Origin of the sequence: Streptomyces sp. 2P-4, assembly GCF_030167965.1 — a bacterium.
In the GTDB taxonomy this organism is placed as follows: Bacteria; Actinomycetota; Actinomycetes; order Streptomycetales; family Streptomycetaceae; genus Streptomyces; species Streptomyces globosus_A.
The window spans coordinates 2,826,548-2,843,849 of record NZ_CP095011.1 but is presented as its reverse complement, the minus strand read 5'-3'; the positions used below and the strand labels follow the sequence as shown (position 1 = coordinate 2,843,849).

Here is a 17,302-nt window from a genome sequence, read left to right as displayed (position 1 = left end):
GCTGGCATCGCACCGTAGTTCAGAGAGGCGGCAGGCACGTGGCTGTCCAACAGATCTCCCGAAGCACCCACGGCGGCGCATGCACCTGCGACGACTGCCCGCACGGCGCGCAGGAGGGGCACCGCCGCGCGGTCGCGGCGTTCCTGGAGAAGCGGGACGCGTTCGCCGCAGGCCACGGACTGCCCGCCGCGGTCGCCCGGTCCGCCGGCGCGTCCCGGCAGTGGGTCTCCGACGAACTCGCCCTCTCCGCCCGCACGGCCGCCGACCGGGGCCGCGAGGCGGGCAGCTCCTGGCTGCACGTCTTCTCCCGGCGGGCCGTCCTCGCCGTGTGGATCGCCGCCGGGATCCTCCTCGTCGTCCAGGTCGGCACCGCCCTCGGCACCGGCTGGTCGCCCGCGCGCACCGCCGCCCTCCTCGCGGCGGCCTTCCTCGCCGGGCTGCTCACCCTCGCCGCCCGCGCCCAGCCGGTGCGCGGCGGGCTGCTGGCCCCGCTGGTCGGCGAGGACAACCGGCTGTCCACCTCGAAGGCCGTACCCGCGGCCTGGCTGCTGCTGACCGCGTTCGCCGGGCTGCTGCCCGCGCTGCGGCTGGCCGCCTCCGCGCCCGGCCCGGAGCGGCAGGCGCTGTACGAGGGCCTCGGGCTGGTGCGGACGCTGCCGCTGCTGTCGATCGTCGCGCTGACCTCGGCGGTGGCGGTGCTGGTGCGCCGCGTCGTCGCCGTGCGGATCCTCGGCCAGCGGCTGCAGAAGCTGCCCGCGGACCGGCCGCGCGGCGCCGACCTGCTCACGGACGACGCCGGCCGGGGCAGCCTGCCCGACGCCCAGTACGTCCTGGTCTCGACGGTGGTGCTGGCGTACGCGGCCGTGTCGCTGGCCCGGTTCCCGGACCGGCTGCCGCGGCTGCCGTGGGCGCTGGCCCTGCTCGTCGCCCTGTCGGCGGCGGTGTACCTGGCCGCGAAGTCCGCGGAGGTGACCCGGCCGCTCGTGCTGTCCGTGGTCCGCAGACGCGAGCCCGGAGACCTGGACGCGGCCGTCCGGCCCGGCGACGACATCGAGATCCGCGGGGTGGGCTTCGTCCCGCCCGGGGCGCAGACCCCGGAGATGCTGGCCCGGCTGGTGGTCCGGATCGGGGCGGTCCACGTGCACGTGCCGCTGGTTCCGGTGGCGGGCGGGTTCGCGAACCCGTCGGACACGGCCCTGACGGTGCCGGTCCCGGCCGAAGTGGAACCGGGCCGGGTCGAGGTGCAGGTGGTCACGGCCGCCGGGGTGGAATCCAACCGCTGCACCATCGACGTCGCCGAGTGAAGCGGGTAGACATGGGGGCGTGACCCGAACAGACGACCCCGCCGCGTACGGGGACCACGAGCCGGGCGAGGCCGCCGACCGGGCCCCCGCCGCCCACCGCGGCGCCCCCGCCCCCGGACTGCGGGACCGGGCCGCCCGGTACGCGCTGCTGCCGCTGCGGATCTTCCTCGGCGCGACCTTCGTCTACGCGGGCCTGGACAAGCTGACCGACCCCGCCTTCCTGTCCGCCTCCGGCACCGGCTCCATCGGCGAGCTGATGCGCGGGGTGCGCGACACCTCCGCCGTCCCGGCGCTGGTGGACCTGGCCCTGCGCTCGCCCGTCGCCTTCGCCCTGGCCATCGCCGTCGGCGAGATCCTGGTGGGCCTCGGTGTCCTCGCCGGCCTCCTGACCCGCCTCGCGGCCCTCGGCGGCCTGCTGATCTCGCTCAGCCTGTGGCTCACGGTGTCCTGGCAGGTCGCCCCGTACTACTACGGAAACGATCTCGCCTACCTGATGGCGTGGACGCCGCTGGTGCTCGCCGGGGCGCCCTACTGGTCGGCGGACTCGCTGATCCGGTCCGCCCGGTCCGGGGGGCCGGCCAGACTGCGGCGGTCGCGGCGCACCGCGTAGGCCACCAGCCCCACCAGCGCGGCCAGCGTCAGGCCGCCGGTCGCCATCGGGACCACCAGGAACCACGGGGTGTCGATCTCGCCCGCCGCGTCGAGCAGGTAGAGCGCGCCCGCCGCGGTCAGGACGAGGCCGGCCAGGAACCGGCCCGGCTGGAACTCATGACGCCGCACGGGCCACCTCCACCTGTCCCACACCCGCTTCGAGGTGCAGCTCCACCGTTCCGCCGGCCTCCGTGCCGTCGGCCGGCGCCACCGTCTCCCGCCGGGTCTCGCCCTCGCCCCGGATGCGCACGTACGAGCGGGTGTCGTCCGGCATCCGGATGTCGCCCAGCCGTACGGAGGCCTCCGCGCGGGCGGTGACCTCGCGGGGCACGATCACCTTCAGCAGCCCGGCGTCGATGCCGGCGCGCACGGTCAGCGTGCTGCCCTCCGGCACGTCGAGCCGGCTGAGGTCCAGGGTGGCGATGCCGGTGCCGGACTCGTACACCGGCTGCACGTCGGCCACCGCCGCGGGCCGCCAGCGCACGTCCCGCCAGTCGGTGCCGATCTCCGCGGGCAGCGCCGCCGACGCCGCCAGCAGCCCGGCCGTGGCCAGGGCCAGCAGGATCGTCCCGAAGCCCGTACGGCCGCGGAACGAGCTGACCGCGAGGCCGAGGCCGAACACCGCGAGCACCGAGGCGAGGCCGATCTGCAGGGCGTGCGAGAGGGTGCTGTCCTCCCACACGGCCGCCGTCGCCACCGCGCCCGCCAGCACGGCCAGCACGAAGACCCGGCCGCCGATGCCGCCGCGCGGCCGCCCCGGCCCGCCCGGCCGCGCACCGCGCGGGCTGTTGCCGGGGCCCTTGCCGCCCGGCTCCGCGGGGTCGGCCGAGTCGTCCGGCCCCCACAGGTAGCCGGAGCTGCCGACCGGGCCGGTCGTGCCGTCCTTCACCAGCGGGTCCCGCCACCACGAGGGCGTACCGGGCGCCGGCGGCGCCTGCGTCTCCGGCGGGGCGGGGCGGGCCGCAGCCTGCGGCTCCGCCTCGGGGGCTGCCGTGCCGCGGTGGCGCTGCGACCAGTACGCGGCCCCGCCCAGGGCGAGAACCACCAGCACGGAGAACGCGGCGAGCCCGCCGTTGTCCAGCATCGACAGGAACACCGCGCAGCCGACGAGCGCCGCGAACAGCGCGGCCAGCGTCGTCCCCTCGACCCGGCCGGTCAGCAGCTTCTTCGCCTCGCTGTCCTCCTCCCCCTCCACGGGCAGCACCAGCCACGCGACGCCGTAGAAGAGCAGCCCGACACCGCCGGTGACGGTGAGCACGCCCAGCACGATCCGGAAGATGACGGGGTCGAGGTCGAAGTAGCGGCCCAGGCCGCCGCACACGCCGGCGAGGACCTTGTCGCGCCTGCTGCGGCGCATGGGCGGACGCTCGGCGGGCCGGTCGGAGGAGCCGTCGGAGGGCCGCCCCGCTGCGGCCCCGGGCGCCTTCGGGCCCGCCGTCCCGGAAGCGGCCGGCGGCGGGGAGTCGTGCTCGGTCATGGCTCCATGGTGGAGGCGCCCCGCGGCGCCGGGCATCGGGGCCCCACCCTGGTGCGACCCTGAGATCCCGCCGGGAGCGGTGGGGGGATGCCCTGATGCCCCGCACCGCCCGCGCGTGTGACCATCGGTGGCATGCCCGCCTCCGCCGCACCGCGCACCCCGCACGCCCCCGACCCCGCCGACGAGGCGCCGCAGCGCCGCCTGTACCGCAGCGCCGACGGCCGCATGCTCGGCGGCGTGGCCCGCGGGCTCGCCGGGCACCTCGGGCTGCCGGTCGTGTGGGTGCGGCTCGCCTTCTTCGGGCTGTTCGTCTGGGGCGACGGGCTCGGCGTGCTGCTGTACGCCGCGTTCTGGGTGTTCGTACCGCTCGGCCTGGGCGGCCGCAGCGGGGGCCGCTCCTTCCACGAGCTCTTCGAGACCCTCCCCGACGGCGGCCGGCGGCTGCGCAAACCGGCCAGGGGGCAGATCACCGCCCTGGTCGCGCTGTGCGTCGGCGCCGGCATCTTCCTCTCCAAGGTGCAGTCCGGCGGCGCCTCGGGCCGCTACGTGTGGCCGACGCTGCTCGTCGGCGCGGGCGTCGTCCTCGTCTGGCGCCAGGCCGACAACGCCCGCCGCGAGCACTGGGCGGCCGGGCCGGGCGGCAGCCGGCGGATGTTCCAGCTCGCCCGCGCCTGCGCGGGCATCGCGCTCGTCGGCATCGGCCTGACCCTCTTCATCGTCGTCCGCGGCTCGGCCGCGCAGCTCGGCAACGTCCTGACCGCCGCGCTCGCCGTCCTCGCCGGGATCGCGCTGCTCGCCGGGCCCTGGCTGATCCGGATGACCCAGGACCTGTCCGAGGAGCGCCTGATGCGCATCCGCGCCCAGGAGCGCGCCGAGGTCGCCGCGCACGTCCACGACTCCGTCCTGCACACCCTCACCCTGATCCAGCGCAACGCCGACGACGCGGGCGAGGTGCGCCGCCTGGCCCGCGCCCAGGAGCGCGAGCTGCGGAACTGGCTCTACAAGCCGGAGGGCACCGGCAAGGAGGAGGCCGAGGAGCCGGCCACCCTCGCCGAGGCCGTGAAGAAGACCGCCGCCGAGGTGGAGGACCACCACGGCGTGCCCATCGAGGTGGTCGTGGTCGGCGACTGCCCCCTCGACGAGAGGCTGGGCGCGCAGGTGCAGGCCGCGCGCGAGGCGATGGTCAACGCCGCCAAGTACGGTGGCCAGGGGGGCCCGGTGCAGGTGTACGCCGAGGTGGAGGGGCAGACGGTGTTCGTGTCCGTACGGGACCGCGGGCCCGGCTTCGACATCGACGCGGTACCGGACGACCGCATGGGCGTACGAGAATCGATCATCGGCCGGATGCAGCGCAACGGCGGGACCGCGCGGCTGCGGTCCGCGCCCGACGGCGGCACGGAAGTCGAGCTGGAGATGGAGAGGGCGGCGAAAGCGGCATGACGGAGCGATACGCACAGGCGGACGCGGCGGACGCGGCGGGCCGGCGGGTCCGGGTGGTGCTCGTCGACGACCACCGGATGTTCCGCGCGGGCGTGCAGGCGGAGATCGGCGACACCGCCCGGACCGGGGTGGAGGTCGTCGGGGAGGCGGCCGACGTCGACCAGGCCGTCACCGTCATCACCGCCACCCGGCCCGAGGTGGTCCTCCTCGACGTGCACCTCCCCGGCGGCGGCGGGGTCGAGGTGCTGCGGCGGTGCGCCCCGCTGACGGCCGCCGCCGAGAACCCGGTGCGCTTCCTGGCCCTGTCCGTGTCGGACGCCGCCGAGGACGTCATCGGGGTGATCCGCGGCGGTGCGCGCGGGTACGTCACCAAGACCATCACCGGCGCCGACCTGGTCGACTCGGTCTTCCGGGTGCAGGAGGGCGACGCGGTGTTCTCGCCGCGGCTCGCGGGCTTCGTCCTCGACGCGTTCGCCTCGACGGACGCCCCGCCGGTCGACGAGGACCTGGACCGGCTGACGCAGCGCGAGCGCGAGGTGCTGCGGCTGATCGCCCGCGGCTACGCGTACAAGGAGATCGCCAAGCAGCTGTTCATCTCGGTGAAGACGGTGGAGTCCCATGTCAGCGCGGTGCTGCGCAAGCTCCAGCTGTCCAACCGGCACGAGCTGACGCGCTGGGCGACGGCCCGCCGCCTGGTGTGAGATGAGAGAGGCCCGCGGGGCCGGTGGGACCCGCGGGGCGGTGCCGGCCCGCCGCCCGACACGTTCTGTGACACACACCGCAGGGTGAATGGGGAACCTCGGGGCGGGTCGCGGCGTTCTTGGCTGGCGTGACGAGCTTGACCGGGACCCCCGTGTTCGTGGCGGCGATCGCCCTGACGGCGATCGCCGTCTTCCTGCCGCTGGCCGTGTGGAGCAAGGTGCGCGGCCCTGCCGCGGTGCGCGCCCTCACCCGCGTGCTGATGATGGTGTTCGCCCAGGCCACTGCCATCGCACTGGTGTTCATTGGGGTGAACCGCGAGCAGAACTTCTACACCACCTGGGGCGACCTCGTCGGCACGGGAGATTACGTCCAGGCCGCCGAGGACCTCGGCCCCGACGGCCTCGGCGGCAAGAAGGTCGACGAGGTCCCGAAGGTCAGACAGAAGTTCAGCCCCGTCGAGGACATCCCCGGCGGCCGGGTCCAGGCGACCGAGCTCGACGGGCAGATCTCCGGGGTCAAGGGCGACGTCCTCGTCTACCTGCCCCCGCAGTACGACGACCCGGCGTACAAGGACCGCAGGTTCCCCGTCGTCGAGCTGATCCCCGGCATGCCCGGCTCCGGCAAGTCCTGGTTCAAGGGCCTGAAGGTGGTGGAGAAGCTGGAGCCGCTCATGAAGAACGGCCAGGTCCAGCCCTTCATCCTCGTCTCGGCGCGCACCATGCTCCTCGGCGACACCGAGACCGGCTGCGCCAACATCCCGGGCCGCGTCAACGCCGACAGCTGGCTCAGCGTCGACGTCCGCAAGATGGTCACGGACAACTTCCGCGCCTCGGACGACCCCCGCTCCTGGGGCGTCGCCGGGTACTCCGCGGGCGCCTACTGCGCCACGAAGCTGGCGATCTCCCACCCCGACCGGTACGCCGCGGCCGTATCCATGTCCGGCTACAACGACCCGGGGATGGAGCCCGCCTCCCTGCTGCGCGAGGACCCGGTCCTGCGCCAGCAGCACAACCTGCACACCATGCTGAAGGCCGCGCCGGCGCCGCCCGCGGTCTCCCTGCTCATCACGGGCGGCCAGAACGACGGCTACCAGGCCGGGATCGCGCTCCAGCAGGCGGCGCAGCACCCGACGAGGATCGAGGTGCAGAAGACGACCGGCGGCCACACCATCGACGCCTGGGTCCGGCAGCTCCCGGAGGTCTTCGCCTGGCTGGGCACCCAGGTCAAGGCCCCGTAGCCAGAGCCTGTCCGGCGGTTCACGCCGGGCGGGAGGCCCCCGCCCAGGGCATCGAGTCGATCGGCGCCACGCGGACCGTCGAGCCCGGCCGCGGGGCGTGGACCATCTGCCCGTTGCCGACGTAGAGGCCGACGTGGGTGACGCCGGAGTAGAAGAACACCAGGTCGCCCGGGGCGAGCTCGCCGCGGGCGACCCGCCGGCCGGCGTTGATCTGCGTGTACGTCGTGCGCGGCAGGGACACCCCGGCCGCGCGCCAGGCGGCCTGCGTCAGCCCGGAGCAGTCGTACGCTCCCGGCCCGGTCGCCCCCCAGACGTACGGCTTGCCGACGGCGCCGTACGCGAAGGCGACGGCGCGGGCGGCGCGCGAGCCGTCGGCGGGCGGGGCGGGTACGGCCGCCGCCTGCCCGGCCCCGGCCTGCCCGGCTCCGCCTCCGGCCCCGTAGGCGGCGCGCTCCTCGGCGGTCAGCCGGGCCAGCAGCCGCCGGGCGGCCTCCAGCCTGGACTCGACGGCGGACCTGTGGCGGGCGAGTTCGCCCTCCCGCTCGCGCAGCTCGGCGAGGTGCCCGGCGGCCGCCTTGCGCAGGCTGCCGACCTCGTCGAGCTGCCGGCGTACGGAGGCGACCTCGGCGGCGCTGCGGTCGCCGGCCCGGTCCAGCAGGGCGGCCCGGTCCAGGAAGTCCTGCGGGTCGTCGGACATCGCCAGGCGGACGGCGGGGGACAGCCCGCCGCTGCGGTACTGGCCCGCGGCGAGGGCGCCGAGTGTGCGGCGGGCCTCGTTCAGCCTGTCGGTGCGCCGGGCGGCCTCGTCGCGCAGCCCGTCGAGGGTGCGCCGGGCCTCCTGCGCCTTCTCCTTCGCCCCGTTGTACCGCTCGGTGGCGGCCTCGGCTTCCTCGTACAGCCGGTCGACCTCCGCCTTGATCCCGGCGGGGGTCTGCCGCGGATCGGCGTGGGAGGTGCCCTCGAGGGCGGTGGCGGTGGCAGCGCCCGCCAGGGCGAGGGTGGCGGCGGTCCGGACGGTGCCGCCGCGGAGCGGGCGCTGCCTGGGCTTTCGATGACTGGCCACGCGGGCCTCACGTCCTTCCTCCGGTCGGGCTCGGCTCGGAGGAGGACGCTAGAGGGCGGGGCGGCGGTCGGACGGCGGGATGACCGCAAAGTGTCCCGACGCGACCGGTTCTGGCGGCCCGGCGATCAGCGGCAGAGGACGGCGACGAAGATATTGACCACCGTCAGGGCGCCGACGGTCCCGAACAGGGCCTTGTCGACGCGCTCCTCGTCGCGCTTGACGTAGACGAGGCAGAGGATCACGAACAGGACGGCGAGCTTGACGCCGATCTTGATGTGGTTGACGGTCCCGCCGTCCATCTCGCGGAAGCCGACCAGCAGGACGCCGGTGACGAGCATCGTCAGCGCGCCGTGCAGCATCGCGGGCGTGAAGCGCGCCGTGCCGGCACCCATCGCCTTCATCTGGGTCAGGAAACCGCCCAGCAGAGAGGCGATCCCGATGATGTGCAGGCCGACGAAGACATTGATGAGTACGTCCATGCGGTCGAGCGTACGGGGGCCCTCACGGGGCCCCGCCGGGGGGTCGGCGCCGGTGTGAGATACGGCCGATTCCTCCGGGCCGGGGCCGGGTGTCCCCGCCGCCCCCTAGACTCGGAAGGCGATGAGCAGCCTCTTTGACGACAGCTTCCTGGCGGACCTCACCCCCTCCGACGAGGAGCCGCCGCCGCCCGAGGAGTACGCGGACGACCGCGCCCCCGAGCCCGGCGCGGACGACCTCTTCGAGGGCCGCTTCGACGTGCCCCTGAGCGGTGACGCCTACTACCGCGACGGCACCCCCAGGCCGGTCATCGACCCGGCCGCCCTGCTGCACGGGCTGAACGAGCAGCAGCGCGCCGCCGTGGTCCACGCGGGCTCCCCGCTGCTGATCGTGGCCGGCGCCGGCTCCGGCAAGACCCGGGTGCTCACCCACCGCATCGGCCACCTGCTGGCCGCGCGGAACGTCCACCCCGGGCAGATCCTGGCGATCACCTTCACCAACAAGGCCGCCGCCGAGATGAAGGAGCGCGTCGAGCAGCTCGTCGGACCGCGCGCCGGCGCCATGTGGGTCTCCACGTTCCACAGCGCGTGCGTGCGCATCCTGCGCCGCGAGTCCAAGCGGCTCGGCTTCACCTCCTCGTTCTCGATCTACGACGCGGCGGACTCCAAGCGCCTGATGGCACTGGTCTGCCGCGACCTGGACCTCGACCCGAAGAAGTTCCCGCCGAAGTCCTTCAGCGCCAAGGTCTCGAACCTCAAGAACGAGCTCATCGACGAGGACGCCTTCGCCGCCCAGGCAGCTGGGGGCACCTCCCGGACGGAGTCTGGGGGAGGGTTCGAGAAGACCCTCGCCCAGGCGTACGCGATGTACCAGGGGCGGCTGCGCGAGGCCAACGCGCTCGACTTCGACGACATCATCATGACGACCGTCCACCTGCTCCAGGCGTTCCCCGAGGTCGCCGAGCACTACCGGCGGCGCTTCCGGCACGTCCTCGTCGACGAGTACCAGGACACCAACCACGCCCAGTACACGCTGGTGCGCGAGCTCGTCGGCACCGGCTACCCGGACCTGCCGCCGGCCGAGCTGTGCGTCGTGGGCGACGCCGACCAGTCGATCTACGCCTTCCGCGGCGCGACGATCCGCAACATCCTCCAGTTCGAGGAGGACTACAAGGACGCGACGACGATCCTGCTGGAGCAGAACTACCGCTCGACGCAGACGATCCTCTCCGCGGCCAACGCGGTCATCGAGCGCAACGAGAACCGCCGCGCCAAGAACCTGTGGACCCAGGCCGGCGCCGGAGCCGTCATCACCGGCTACGTCGCCGACACCGAGCACGACGAGGCCCAGTACGTCGCCGACGAGATCGACCGGCTCACCGACGCCGGCGAGGCCAAGGCCGGCGATGTCGCGATCTTCTACCGGACCAACGCGCAGTCCCGCGTCTTCGAGGAGGTCTTCATCCGCGTCGGCCTCCCGTACAAGGTCGTCGGCGGCGTCCGCTTCTACGAGCGCAAGGAGGTCCGCGACATCCTCGCGTACCTGCGCGTCCTGGCGAACCCCGAGGACAGCGTCCCGCTGCGCCGCATCCTGAACGTGCCCAAGCGCGGCATCGGCGAGCGCGCCGAGGCGATGGTCGACGCCCTCGCCCTGCGCGAGAAGATCACCTTCCCGCAGGCGCTGCGGCGCGTGGACGAGGCGTACGGCATGGCCGCGCGCTCGACCAACGCGGTGAAGCGCTTCAACGTGCTGATGGAGGAGCTCCGCACGATCGCCGAGTCCGGCGCCGGCCCGGCCGTCGTGCTGGAGGCCGTCCTGGAGCGGACCGGCTACCTCGCCGAACTCCAGGCCTCGACCGACCCGCAGGACGAGACGCGGATCGAGAACCTCCAGGAGCTCGCCGCGGTGGCCCTGGAGTTCGAGCAGGCCCGCGCCGAGGGCGGCGCAGCCGCGGCCGGCGCGGAGGAGGGCGCCGCGGCGGGCGGCGGCACGCTGGCCGAGTTCCTGGAGCAGGTCGCGCTCGTCGCCGACTCCGACCAGATCCCGGACGAGGACACCGAGGGCAGCGGCGTGATCACGCTGATGACCCTGCACACCGCGAAGGGCCTGGAGTTCCCGGTCGTGTTCCTGACCGGGATGGAGGACGGCGTCTTCCCGCACATGCGGGCGCTCGGCCAGACCAAGGAGCTGGAGGAGGAGCGCCGGCTGGCGTACGTCGGGATCACGCGCGCCCGCGAGCGCCTCTACCTGACGCGCTCCGCGATGCGCAGCGCCTGGGGCACCCCCTCCTACAACCCGCCGTCGCGGTTCCTGGAGGAGATCCCCGCCCAGTACCTGCAGTGGAAGCGCACGGGCGCCGCGCAGAAGCCGGCCGGACCGGTGCGCGGCCAGGGCTACGGGTCGGGCAAGGCCTCGTTCGGCACCTCGCCGGAGGCGTTCCTGTCCTCGGCGCGCACGCGCTCGGGCCCGTCCGGGTTCGCCACGCGGCGGGCCACGGAGAAGGCGGTCGTGGCGCTGGCCGTCGGCGACCGGGTGACACACGACCAGTTCGGGCTGGGCACGGTGATGGAGGTGCGGGGCGCCGGCGCCGACGCGCAGGCGACCATCGACTTCGGCGACGCCAAGCCGAAGCGGCTGCTGCTGCGGTACGCACCGGTGCAGAAGCTCTGACGCCGCGGAACGGGAGTGGGCCCGGGCCTCGACGGCCCGGGCCCACTTCGGGGTTTTGCGGTTGTCCGGCGGTGTCAGGACGGGTTGAGGCCCTTGCCGCGCAGCCATGCCAGGGGGTCGACGGCGGCGCCGCCGCCGGGCCGGACCTCGAAGTGCAGGTGCGGGCCGGTGGAGTTGCCGGAGTTGCCGGAGTAGGCGATGACGTCGCCCGCCTTCACCTTGCCGGACCGGATCTTGGTGCTGCTGAGGTGGCAGTACCAGGTCTCGGTGCCGTCGGGGGCGGTCACTATCGCCATGTTGCCGTAGGCGCTGTTCCACTGGGTGCGCACGGTGCCGTCGGTGGCGGCCATGACCGGGGTGCCGTAGCCCACGGGGAAGTCGATGCCGGTGTGCACCGACATCCACATGCCGCCGGCCTGGCCGAAGGAGGCGCTGAGGCCGCGCTGCGCGACCGGGATGGCGAACTTGGGGCGGGCCGCCTCCTTCGCGGCCTCCTCCTCCGCCTTCCGCTTGCGCTCCTCGTCCTGGCGCTGGCGCAGGTCGATGCGCTCCTGCGTGCGGCTCGCGCGGTCCGCGAAGTCCCCGGCGTCGGCGCTGAGCGCCTCAAGCTGGGTGTCGAGCTTGCTGTTGGCCGCGACCGGCTTGACCGACGCCGGGTCGGGCGCGGCCATCGTGGTGGTGTCCTCGGCGGGCTTCTCACTGCCGGTCAGGCCGCCGACGGAGGCCGCGGCGACACCGGCGACGCCCACCACGCATGCGGAGGGGACCGCCACCGTGAGCAGGGCGGAACGCTTCGCCGGGGTGCGGCGGCGGCCGCCCCCGCCGGCCGTGTGCCCGGACTTGGCGCCGGCGCGGCGCGAGGCCCGCGGGCCGGAGGCGGGGCCGGCGGGCGCCGGGGTGACGGGCATGGCCTGCGTCGGCATGTCGTGCACGGGGGAGGGCGCGTCGTACGCGTCGTCGGCGCCGGCTTCGGGGGCGGGTGCGGCGTCGGGCTCGAAGCCGGGCGCGAGGGCATCCTCCGCGACCGCCTCGAACACGGCGGTGCCGGTGTACGCGTCGTCCGCGTAGCCGGTGTCCTGCTGCTGCGCTTCGGCCTCGTACGCGAAGGAGAACGTCTGGGTCTGCTGCTGGTCCTGGGGGACGGTGTTCCAGGCGGTGGCGTCGTAGGCGCCGGTGTCCGTGCCGGCGGTGCCGTAGCCGGGTGCCGCCCACTGGCCGGTCTGGTCGTAGCCGAACGCGGCGGCCGTGGACTGGTAGTCGGTGCCGGGAGCGGTCCAGGCGCCGGTGTCCCACTGGCCGGTGGCGGCTTCCTCGTGTGCTCCCTGGGCCGGGATCGTCGGCAGGTAGCCGTCCTGGGCGTAGTCCGTCTGGGGGGCGGCCGTCCAGGCGGTGGCGTCGTACGCGCCGGTGGTGCCGGTGTCGTAGGTGCCGTACGCCGTGTAGTCGTACCCCTGGCCCTGCGTTTCGTAGGAAACGTAGGGGGAGTCACCGGCGAAAGTGGTGGTCGAAAGGCCGTCGTACCCGGGATCGGGGTACAGGCCCGACGAGGGGCGGTCGTTCACCAACTTCTCTTTCGCCTCGGCAGTGGGGGCCTGGGTGGCCAGGGACGGGGGAATCCCTGGGGAGAGCAGTGGCGTGACTGTACCCGGCGGTCACTGGCCACGACAATCTTCGGAGGGGTTCCGGCTGAGCGGAACCGGGCATTCGGCCGTCTTTCGGCCGGTCCCATGCCCAGCCTTGGCCTTGAGTTCGAAATTTGTTCGACTTTGGAGGGGGTGTGCGCTCAGGCGGCCGGCGCCGCCTCGCCGCGTGTCTCCGCGGCCGCCGGACCCGGCCCGTCGAGGACCCGCCGCACCGCCGCCACGACGGCCGGATGCACGGCCAGCGCCAGGTGCCCGACCCCCCTGACCTCGACGTTCTCCGCCGCCAGGTCGGGGTGTTCGATGCGCGCGGTGCCCGCCGGCACCATCAGCTCGTCCCAGCCGCTCCAGAACGCCACGCACCGGGTGCGGCAGCCGGGGGCGGGGGCGCGCAGCTCGGCGATCAGCGCGGAATCCGGGCGGATCTGCCGGACGAGGGGGTGGGCGTCCATGAACGGCGCGACGCGCGTACCGGAATGCGGCGAGCCCAGCGTGACGAGGGTGCGGACGCGCGCGTCGCCGCCGAGCCGCTGGACGTAGTACCGGCCGACGAGCCCGCCCAGGCTGTGCCCGACGAGGTCCACCCGCTCCCGGCCCGTCCGCTCGCACAGCTCCTCGACCCGCCGGGCGACGCGCCCGGCCGCCGCGCGCACGTCGCGCGTCAGGGGCGAGTAGTTGTACGCCTCCACCCGTCGGCCGCCGTCCGCGGCGAGGCGGCGGCGCAGCAGGACGAACACGGACCGGTTGTCGGTGAAGCCGTGCAGCAGCAGCACCGGCGGGTGCACGCCGCCCGGTCCGGGCGCGGCGGGCTTCTCCTGGCGGATCCCGGTCGGGTAGTGCACCACGTGGGCGCCGAACAGGACGGCCTCCAGGACCCCGGCTCGGGCGGATGCGGAAAAGGGCGCGGACAGCCACGGCGACAGCCCCATCGACGGCCTCCCCTAAGACCTTTGGGACTGCTGCCGACCGCGCCGCCGTGCCGTGCGGCTGTCGGTACGGTGGCGCGGTGCCTGGCGGTGCGGCTCCCCCGGCGGTGAATCAACGCCGTCCCACGTGTGATTTCCCCCTCCCGCTTGACCGTGAAACGGCGGCGTGCGCGATGCTGTGCTTAACGTTCGTTCACTCGGGAGGCAGTGCGATGGGTGTGACCGGTCCGATCCGTGTGGTGGTGGCCAAGCCGGGTCTCGACGGCCACGACCGCGGCGCGAAGGTGATCGCGCGCGCCCTGCGGGACGCTGGCATGGAGGTCATCTACACGGGCCTGCACCAGACGCCCGAGCAGATCGTGGACACCGCCATCCAGGAGGACGCCGACGCGATCGGCCTGTCGATCCTCTCGGGCGCCCACAACACGCTGTTCGTCCGGGTGCTGGAGCTGCTGCGGGAGCGCGAGGCCGAGGACATCAAGGTGTTCGGCGGCGGCATCATCCCCGACGACGACATCGCCCCGCTCAAGGAGAAGGGCGTGGCCGCGATCTTCACCCCGGGCGCGACGACGACGTCGATCGTGGACTGGGTGCGGGAGAACATCCACCGCTGACCGCGCCGCCCCGGGCGGCCCGCACTCCCGGGGAGTGCCGGCCGCCAGGCGGTGCGTCCCACGGCGGTGCGTCCCACGGCCCGTCACACGGCGGGCTCCGGGGCGAGTTCGGCGAGCATCGCCGCGCGCAGCCGCAGGGTGGCCGTCAGCCGCTGGAAGGCCTCGGCCCAGTACGCGCCCGCACCCGCGGTCCCACCGGGGTCCGCCGCCGGCTGCGCGGCCGCGGTCAGCGCCTCCAGCCGGTCGGCCTCGGCGGGGTCGAGGCAGCGCTCGGCCAGCCCCATCACCCCGCTGAAGCTCCACGGGTAGCCGCCCGCCTCCCGCGCCGCGTCGAGCGCGTCGACCACGGCCCGGCCGAGCGGCCCGGCCCACGGCACGGTGCATGCCCCGAGCAGCTGGAACGCCTCGGACAGCCCGTGCGCGCCGACGAACCGGGCCACCCAGCCGGCCCGTTCCCCCTCGGGCAGGACCGACAGCAGCCGGGCCCGCTCGGCGAGCGAGGCCGTGCCCGGGGCGGTCGCGGTCGGGGCCGCCGGAGAGCCGAGCAGCGCCGCCGCCCACTCCGGGTTCCGCTGCCGCACCGCCGCCCGGCACCACGCCGCGTGCAGCTCCTCGGCCCAGCCCTCTCCCCCGGGCATCGGCAGGGCCACGACCGCGGCGGCGTCCAGCCCCCCGAAGCGGTCCCGCCAGCAGGACAGCGGCGCCGCCTCCACCAGCTGGCCCAGCCACCAGGAGCGCTCGCCGCGCCCGGCGGGCGGCCGTTCGGCGACCCCGTCGCGCAGCATGCCCGCGTCGCACCCGGCCGGCGGGGCCACGCCGTCCGGCCCGACGCAGGCGAGCGCCCGCCGGGCCATCCGCCCGGCCAGCGCGGACTGCGGCAGCGCCGACAGCAGCTCGGCGGCGGTCGCCCGCACGTTCCGGCTCCGGTCGTCCAGGGCGGCTTCCAGGAACGGCTCGTCCCCGGCGGACAGCCCGACCCGCAGCGAGTCGAGGAACATCAGCCGGTCCTCGGCGCGCTCGGCGGCCCAGGTGGATGCCAGCAGCCGCACCGCCGCCGCCGGATCGCGGGCCCGTACCGCGCCCAGCAGGCCCGCCCGCTCCGCGAACAGCCCCTCCTGCCACAGCTGCCGCACCGCTGCGGCGTCCTCCGGGTCGGGCAGCCCCCCGCCCGCCCCGGCGCGCAGCGCGAACCGCCAGTCGGGGTTGAGCCCCGCCAGCCACATCCCGCGCGGTCCGGCCAGGGCCAGGGCCTGCGGGCGCAGGTCGCTGCGGGCCCGGGCCGCGTCGAGCAGCGCCGGCAGCAGCGCCGCGGGCGCCCGGTAGCCGTGCCGGCCGGCGGCCGCCAGCCACTGCGGCAGCAGTTCCGCCAGGTCCGGCGCGGCCCCCCGCCGCCCGGACCCGGCGCCCGCCCCGGCGCGGCCGGCCAGCAGCTGGGCGAGCCGCCGGCGGGCGGGCTCCGGCGGCTCCGGCCGCGGGTCCGCCGGTGCGGGCCGCGGCCGGGGCGCCGCCTCGGCGGGCCGCAGCCCGGCGCGGCGGCGCAGCGTGTGCACGGCCGCGGCGTCGAGCAGCTCCCGCGGACTGCCGCGGCGGCGCCCGGTGCCGAGCAGCGCCGCCCCGACCAGCTCCCCAGTCCCCCCGGTCCCCACAGCCCTCCCCGTGTCGCTCCTCCCCGGCCGCGGCGGTCATCGTGCCCCCTCCCTCTCGGTGTTCTCCGTGCTCCGGTCCCGCCCCCTCCGCGGGACCGGAGCGGCCTGTCGTCGTCGTGTCCGGCCTTTCAGCTGGCGTGGTTGTCGTTCATGACCGAGCCCCCCGGCTTGTCGTCCTTGCACACGGGCGCCCCCGCGCCCGTGCTCCCTCCCCTTGGTGCGGCCCCGGACCGGCCCCCTCAGCCGGTCAGGGCGACCGGCTCCGGGCAGCCCTGCTCCCAGGCCGTGAGCGGTGTGAAGCCGCGGTGGCCGCACTCGCCGAAGACCGTGACCGGCGCGCCGCCCGACAGGGCGGCCAGCTGCCACAGCCCGGCCGGCGGCCGGCCCCCGCCGGAGGTGACCGGCAGGGCGCCGCCGCCTTCGGCGTCGGCCAGCTGCCAGCCCCGATCGCCCGGTACCGGGACCACGGGGCCCAGCACGACCGGCCAGGACTCCAGCCACGGGTCCTCCCGCAGCGCCGCCCCGTACGCGTCGAGTGCCGCCCCGGTGCCGACCCCCTCCGGGGCCTGCCCGCACGGCGCCCCCGCGCCGTGCCCCTCCACGAGGTCTGCGCGCAGTCCCGCCGTTCCGGGGCGGAAGCGGGCCTCCGCCTCCACCACCCGTCCGACCGGCAGCGCGAGCCGCGGCGGCCGCCCCGGCGGACCGAAGTCCAGTACCAGGGCCGGGCGCCCGCTCCCCGTCCCGCGCAGCCATGTCCGGCGGGTGGTGAGCCGGCCGTCCGGCGACACCGAGTCGTACTGGGCCAGCACCAGCCAGCGGTCCCGTACGGCCTCCCCCTCCGCGCCGGTGTCCGGGAGCCCCACCCTGCTCCGTACCGTCGCGGCGAGCGGCTGCGGCAGGCCTGCCAGACCGAGCCATCCCCGGTTCAGCAGGTGCAGCAGCGCGCCCTCCTCCAGCATCCGGGCGGGCCAGCCGGGCCCGCAACCGGGTATCGCCCCCAACTCCCTCACCCGGGCGGCCAGTCCGGGCGCCTGGGCGTCGACCATGCGCGCCGCTGCCTCCTCCCAGAACGCGGCTCCCGCCTGCTCCTGGCCGGCCAGCCCCTCGCGGACCAGGTCGGCCAGGCGCTGCTCCAACTCGGCGACGCCGGCGCAGATCCGGGCCGCCCTCCGCTCGGCCCGGCGCCGCGCCGCCTCCGGGTCTGCGGGTGCGGCCCGCGCCCCCGCCGCCCGACCGGAAGCGGAACCTCCGGTCAGGGTCTGCGGACCTGCCTCCCCCCGTCCCGGTTCGGGCGCCTCCGGCGGGGCGCCGCGAGCGCGGGACGGCCCTTGCTCCACGGTGTGGCGGACCTGTTGGTCAGTCATGGGAACCACCGTAGGGACCGGCACTGACAATCGACCTGACCTGCAACAACCGTGCGCGGGCGGCTCGTTGTCAGTGGCGTGGTGCACCGTG

15 protein-coding genes are annotated in these 17,302 nt (G+C 75.2%); 7 read left to right on the top strand and 8 right to left on the bottom strand.

Features of this window, described 5'->3' with window-relative positions; genetic code table 11:
* Nucleotides 1–38 precede the first annotated feature (38 nt).
* Together MUK52_RS12085 and MUK52_RS12080 are read left to right on the top strand one after the other, a co-directional pair.
* Entirely contained in the window at nt 39–1,304 is a 1,266-nt protein-coding gene (locus MUK52_RS12085; protein WP_174250338.1) for a hypothetical protein, read from the top strand.
* 118 nt (nt 1,305–1,422) lie between these two features.
* Nucleotides 1,423–1,914: a DoxX family protein gene (locus MUK52_RS12080; protein WP_114058425.1), complete on the top strand. Its 492-nt coding sequence runs from the start codon at nt 1,423–1,425 to the stop codon at nt 1,912–1,914.
* Here the strand turns inward: MUK52_RS12080 and MUK52_RS12075 are convergent.
* Both MUK52_RS12075 and MUK52_RS12070 read right to left on the bottom strand, forming a co-directional pair.
* Complete coding sequence (locus tag MUK52_RS12075; RefSeq protein WP_284575961.1) at nt 1,833–2,084, bottom strand: cytochrome c oxidase subunit II; 252 nt, start codon at nt 2,082–2,084, stop codon at nt 1,833–1,835. The two genes, MUK52_RS12080 and MUK52_RS12075, sit on opposite strands and share 82 nt — an antisense overlap.
* Entirely contained in the window at nt 2,071–3,432 is a 1,362-nt protein-coding gene (locus MUK52_RS12070) for a PspC domain-containing protein (RefSeq protein ID WP_284575960.1), read from the bottom strand. Before MUK52_RS12070 ends, MUK52_RS12075 begins: the two co-directional genes overlap by 14 nt.
* 132 nt (nt 3,433–3,564) lie before the next feature.
* Between MUK52_RS12070 and MUK52_RS12065 the strand changes: the two genes are divergently transcribed.
* From MUK52_RS12065 to MUK52_RS12055, 3 genes are all read left to right on the top strand, one after another.
* Nucleotides 3,565–4,872 carry an ATP-binding protein gene (locus tag MUK52_RS12065; RefSeq protein WP_114058426.1) on the top strand — a complete coding sequence of 436 codons (1,308 nt, stop codon included), beginning with the start codon at nt 3,565–3,567 and terminating at the stop codon, nt 4,870–4,872.
* Nucleotides 4,869–5,573, top strand: coding sequence for a LuxR C-terminal-related transcriptional regulator (locus tag MUK52_RS12060; protein WP_284575959.1), 705 nt, complete (start codon nt 4,869–4,871; stop codon nt 5,571–5,573). The genes MUK52_RS12065 and MUK52_RS12060 overlap by 4 nt, the downstream gene beginning before the upstream one ends.
* A 128-nt stretch (nt 5,574–5,701) precedes the next feature.
* A complete protein-coding gene (locus tag MUK52_RS12055; protein ID WP_342777087.1) occupies nt 5,702–6,811 on the top strand; it encodes an alpha/beta hydrolase in 1,110 nt (369 codons plus the stop codon).
* A gap of 19 nt (nt 6,812–6,830) precedes the next feature.
* Here the strand turns inward: MUK52_RS12055 and MUK52_RS12050 are convergent, their stop codons facing one another.
* Nucleotides 6,831–7,874: a C40 family peptidase gene (locus tag MUK52_RS12050; protein ID WP_284575955.1), complete on the bottom strand. Its 1,044-nt coding sequence runs from the start codon at nt 7,872–7,874 to the stop codon at nt 6,831–6,833.
* A gap of 125 nt (nt 7,875–7,999) precedes the next feature.
* Entirely contained in the window at nt 8,000–8,353 is a 354-nt protein-coding gene (locus MUK52_RS12045; RefSeq protein ID WP_284575954.1) for a hypothetical protein, read from the bottom strand.
* Between the two features lie 121 nt (nt 8,354–8,474).
* Here MUK52_RS12045 and pcrA point away from each other — a divergent pair, with 121 nt between their 5' ends.
* Entirely contained in the window at nt 8,475–11,021 is a 2,547-nt protein-coding gene (pcrA, locus tag MUK52_RS12040; RefSeq protein ID WP_284575952.1) for a DNA helicase PcrA, read from the top strand.
* A 74-nt stretch (nt 11,022–11,095) separates the two neighbouring features.
* Here pcrA and MUK52_RS12035 read toward each other — a convergent pair whose 3' ends face one another.
* Together MUK52_RS12035 and MUK52_RS12030 are read right to left on the bottom strand one after the other, a co-directional pair.
* Nucleotides 11,096–12,583, bottom strand: a complete 1,488-nt coding sequence (locus MUK52_RS12035; protein ID WP_246042298.1) for a peptidoglycan DD-metalloendopeptidase family protein — start codon at nt 12,581–12,583, stop codon at nt 11,096–11,098.
* A gap of 221 nt (nt 12,584–12,804) precedes the next feature.
* On the bottom strand, nt 12,805–13,590 hold the full coding sequence (locus MUK52_RS12030) for an esterase/lipase family protein (RefSeq protein WP_114053798.1): 786 nt from the start codon (nt 13,588–13,590) through the stop codon (nt 12,805–12,807).
* Between the two features lie 209 nt (nt 13,591–13,799).
* Here MUK52_RS12030 and icmB point away from each other — a divergent pair, with 209 nt between their 5' ends.
* A complete protein-coding gene (gene icmB / locus MUK52_RS12025; protein ID WP_114053799.1) occupies nt 13,800–14,201 on the top strand; it encodes a coenzyme B12-dependent isobutyryl CoA mutase small subunit in 402 nt (133 codons plus the stop codon).
* Between the two features lie 83 nt (nt 14,202–14,284).
* Here icmB and MUK52_RS12020 read toward each other — a convergent pair whose 3' ends face one another.
* Nucleotides 14,285–15,847 carry a DUF5691 domain-containing protein gene (locus MUK52_RS12020; RefSeq protein ID WP_502963559.1) on the bottom strand — a complete coding sequence of 521 codons (1,563 nt, stop codon included), beginning with the start codon at nt 15,845–15,847 and terminating at the stop codon, nt 14,285–14,287.
* A 239-nt stretch (nt 15,848–16,086) separates the two neighbouring features.
* Nucleotides 16,087–17,211: an SWIM zinc finger family protein gene (locus MUK52_RS12015; protein ID WP_284575948.1), complete on the bottom strand. Its 1,125-nt coding sequence runs from the start codon at nt 17,209–17,211 to the stop codon at nt 16,087–16,089.
* Nucleotides 17,212–17,302 lie beyond the last annotated feature (91 nt).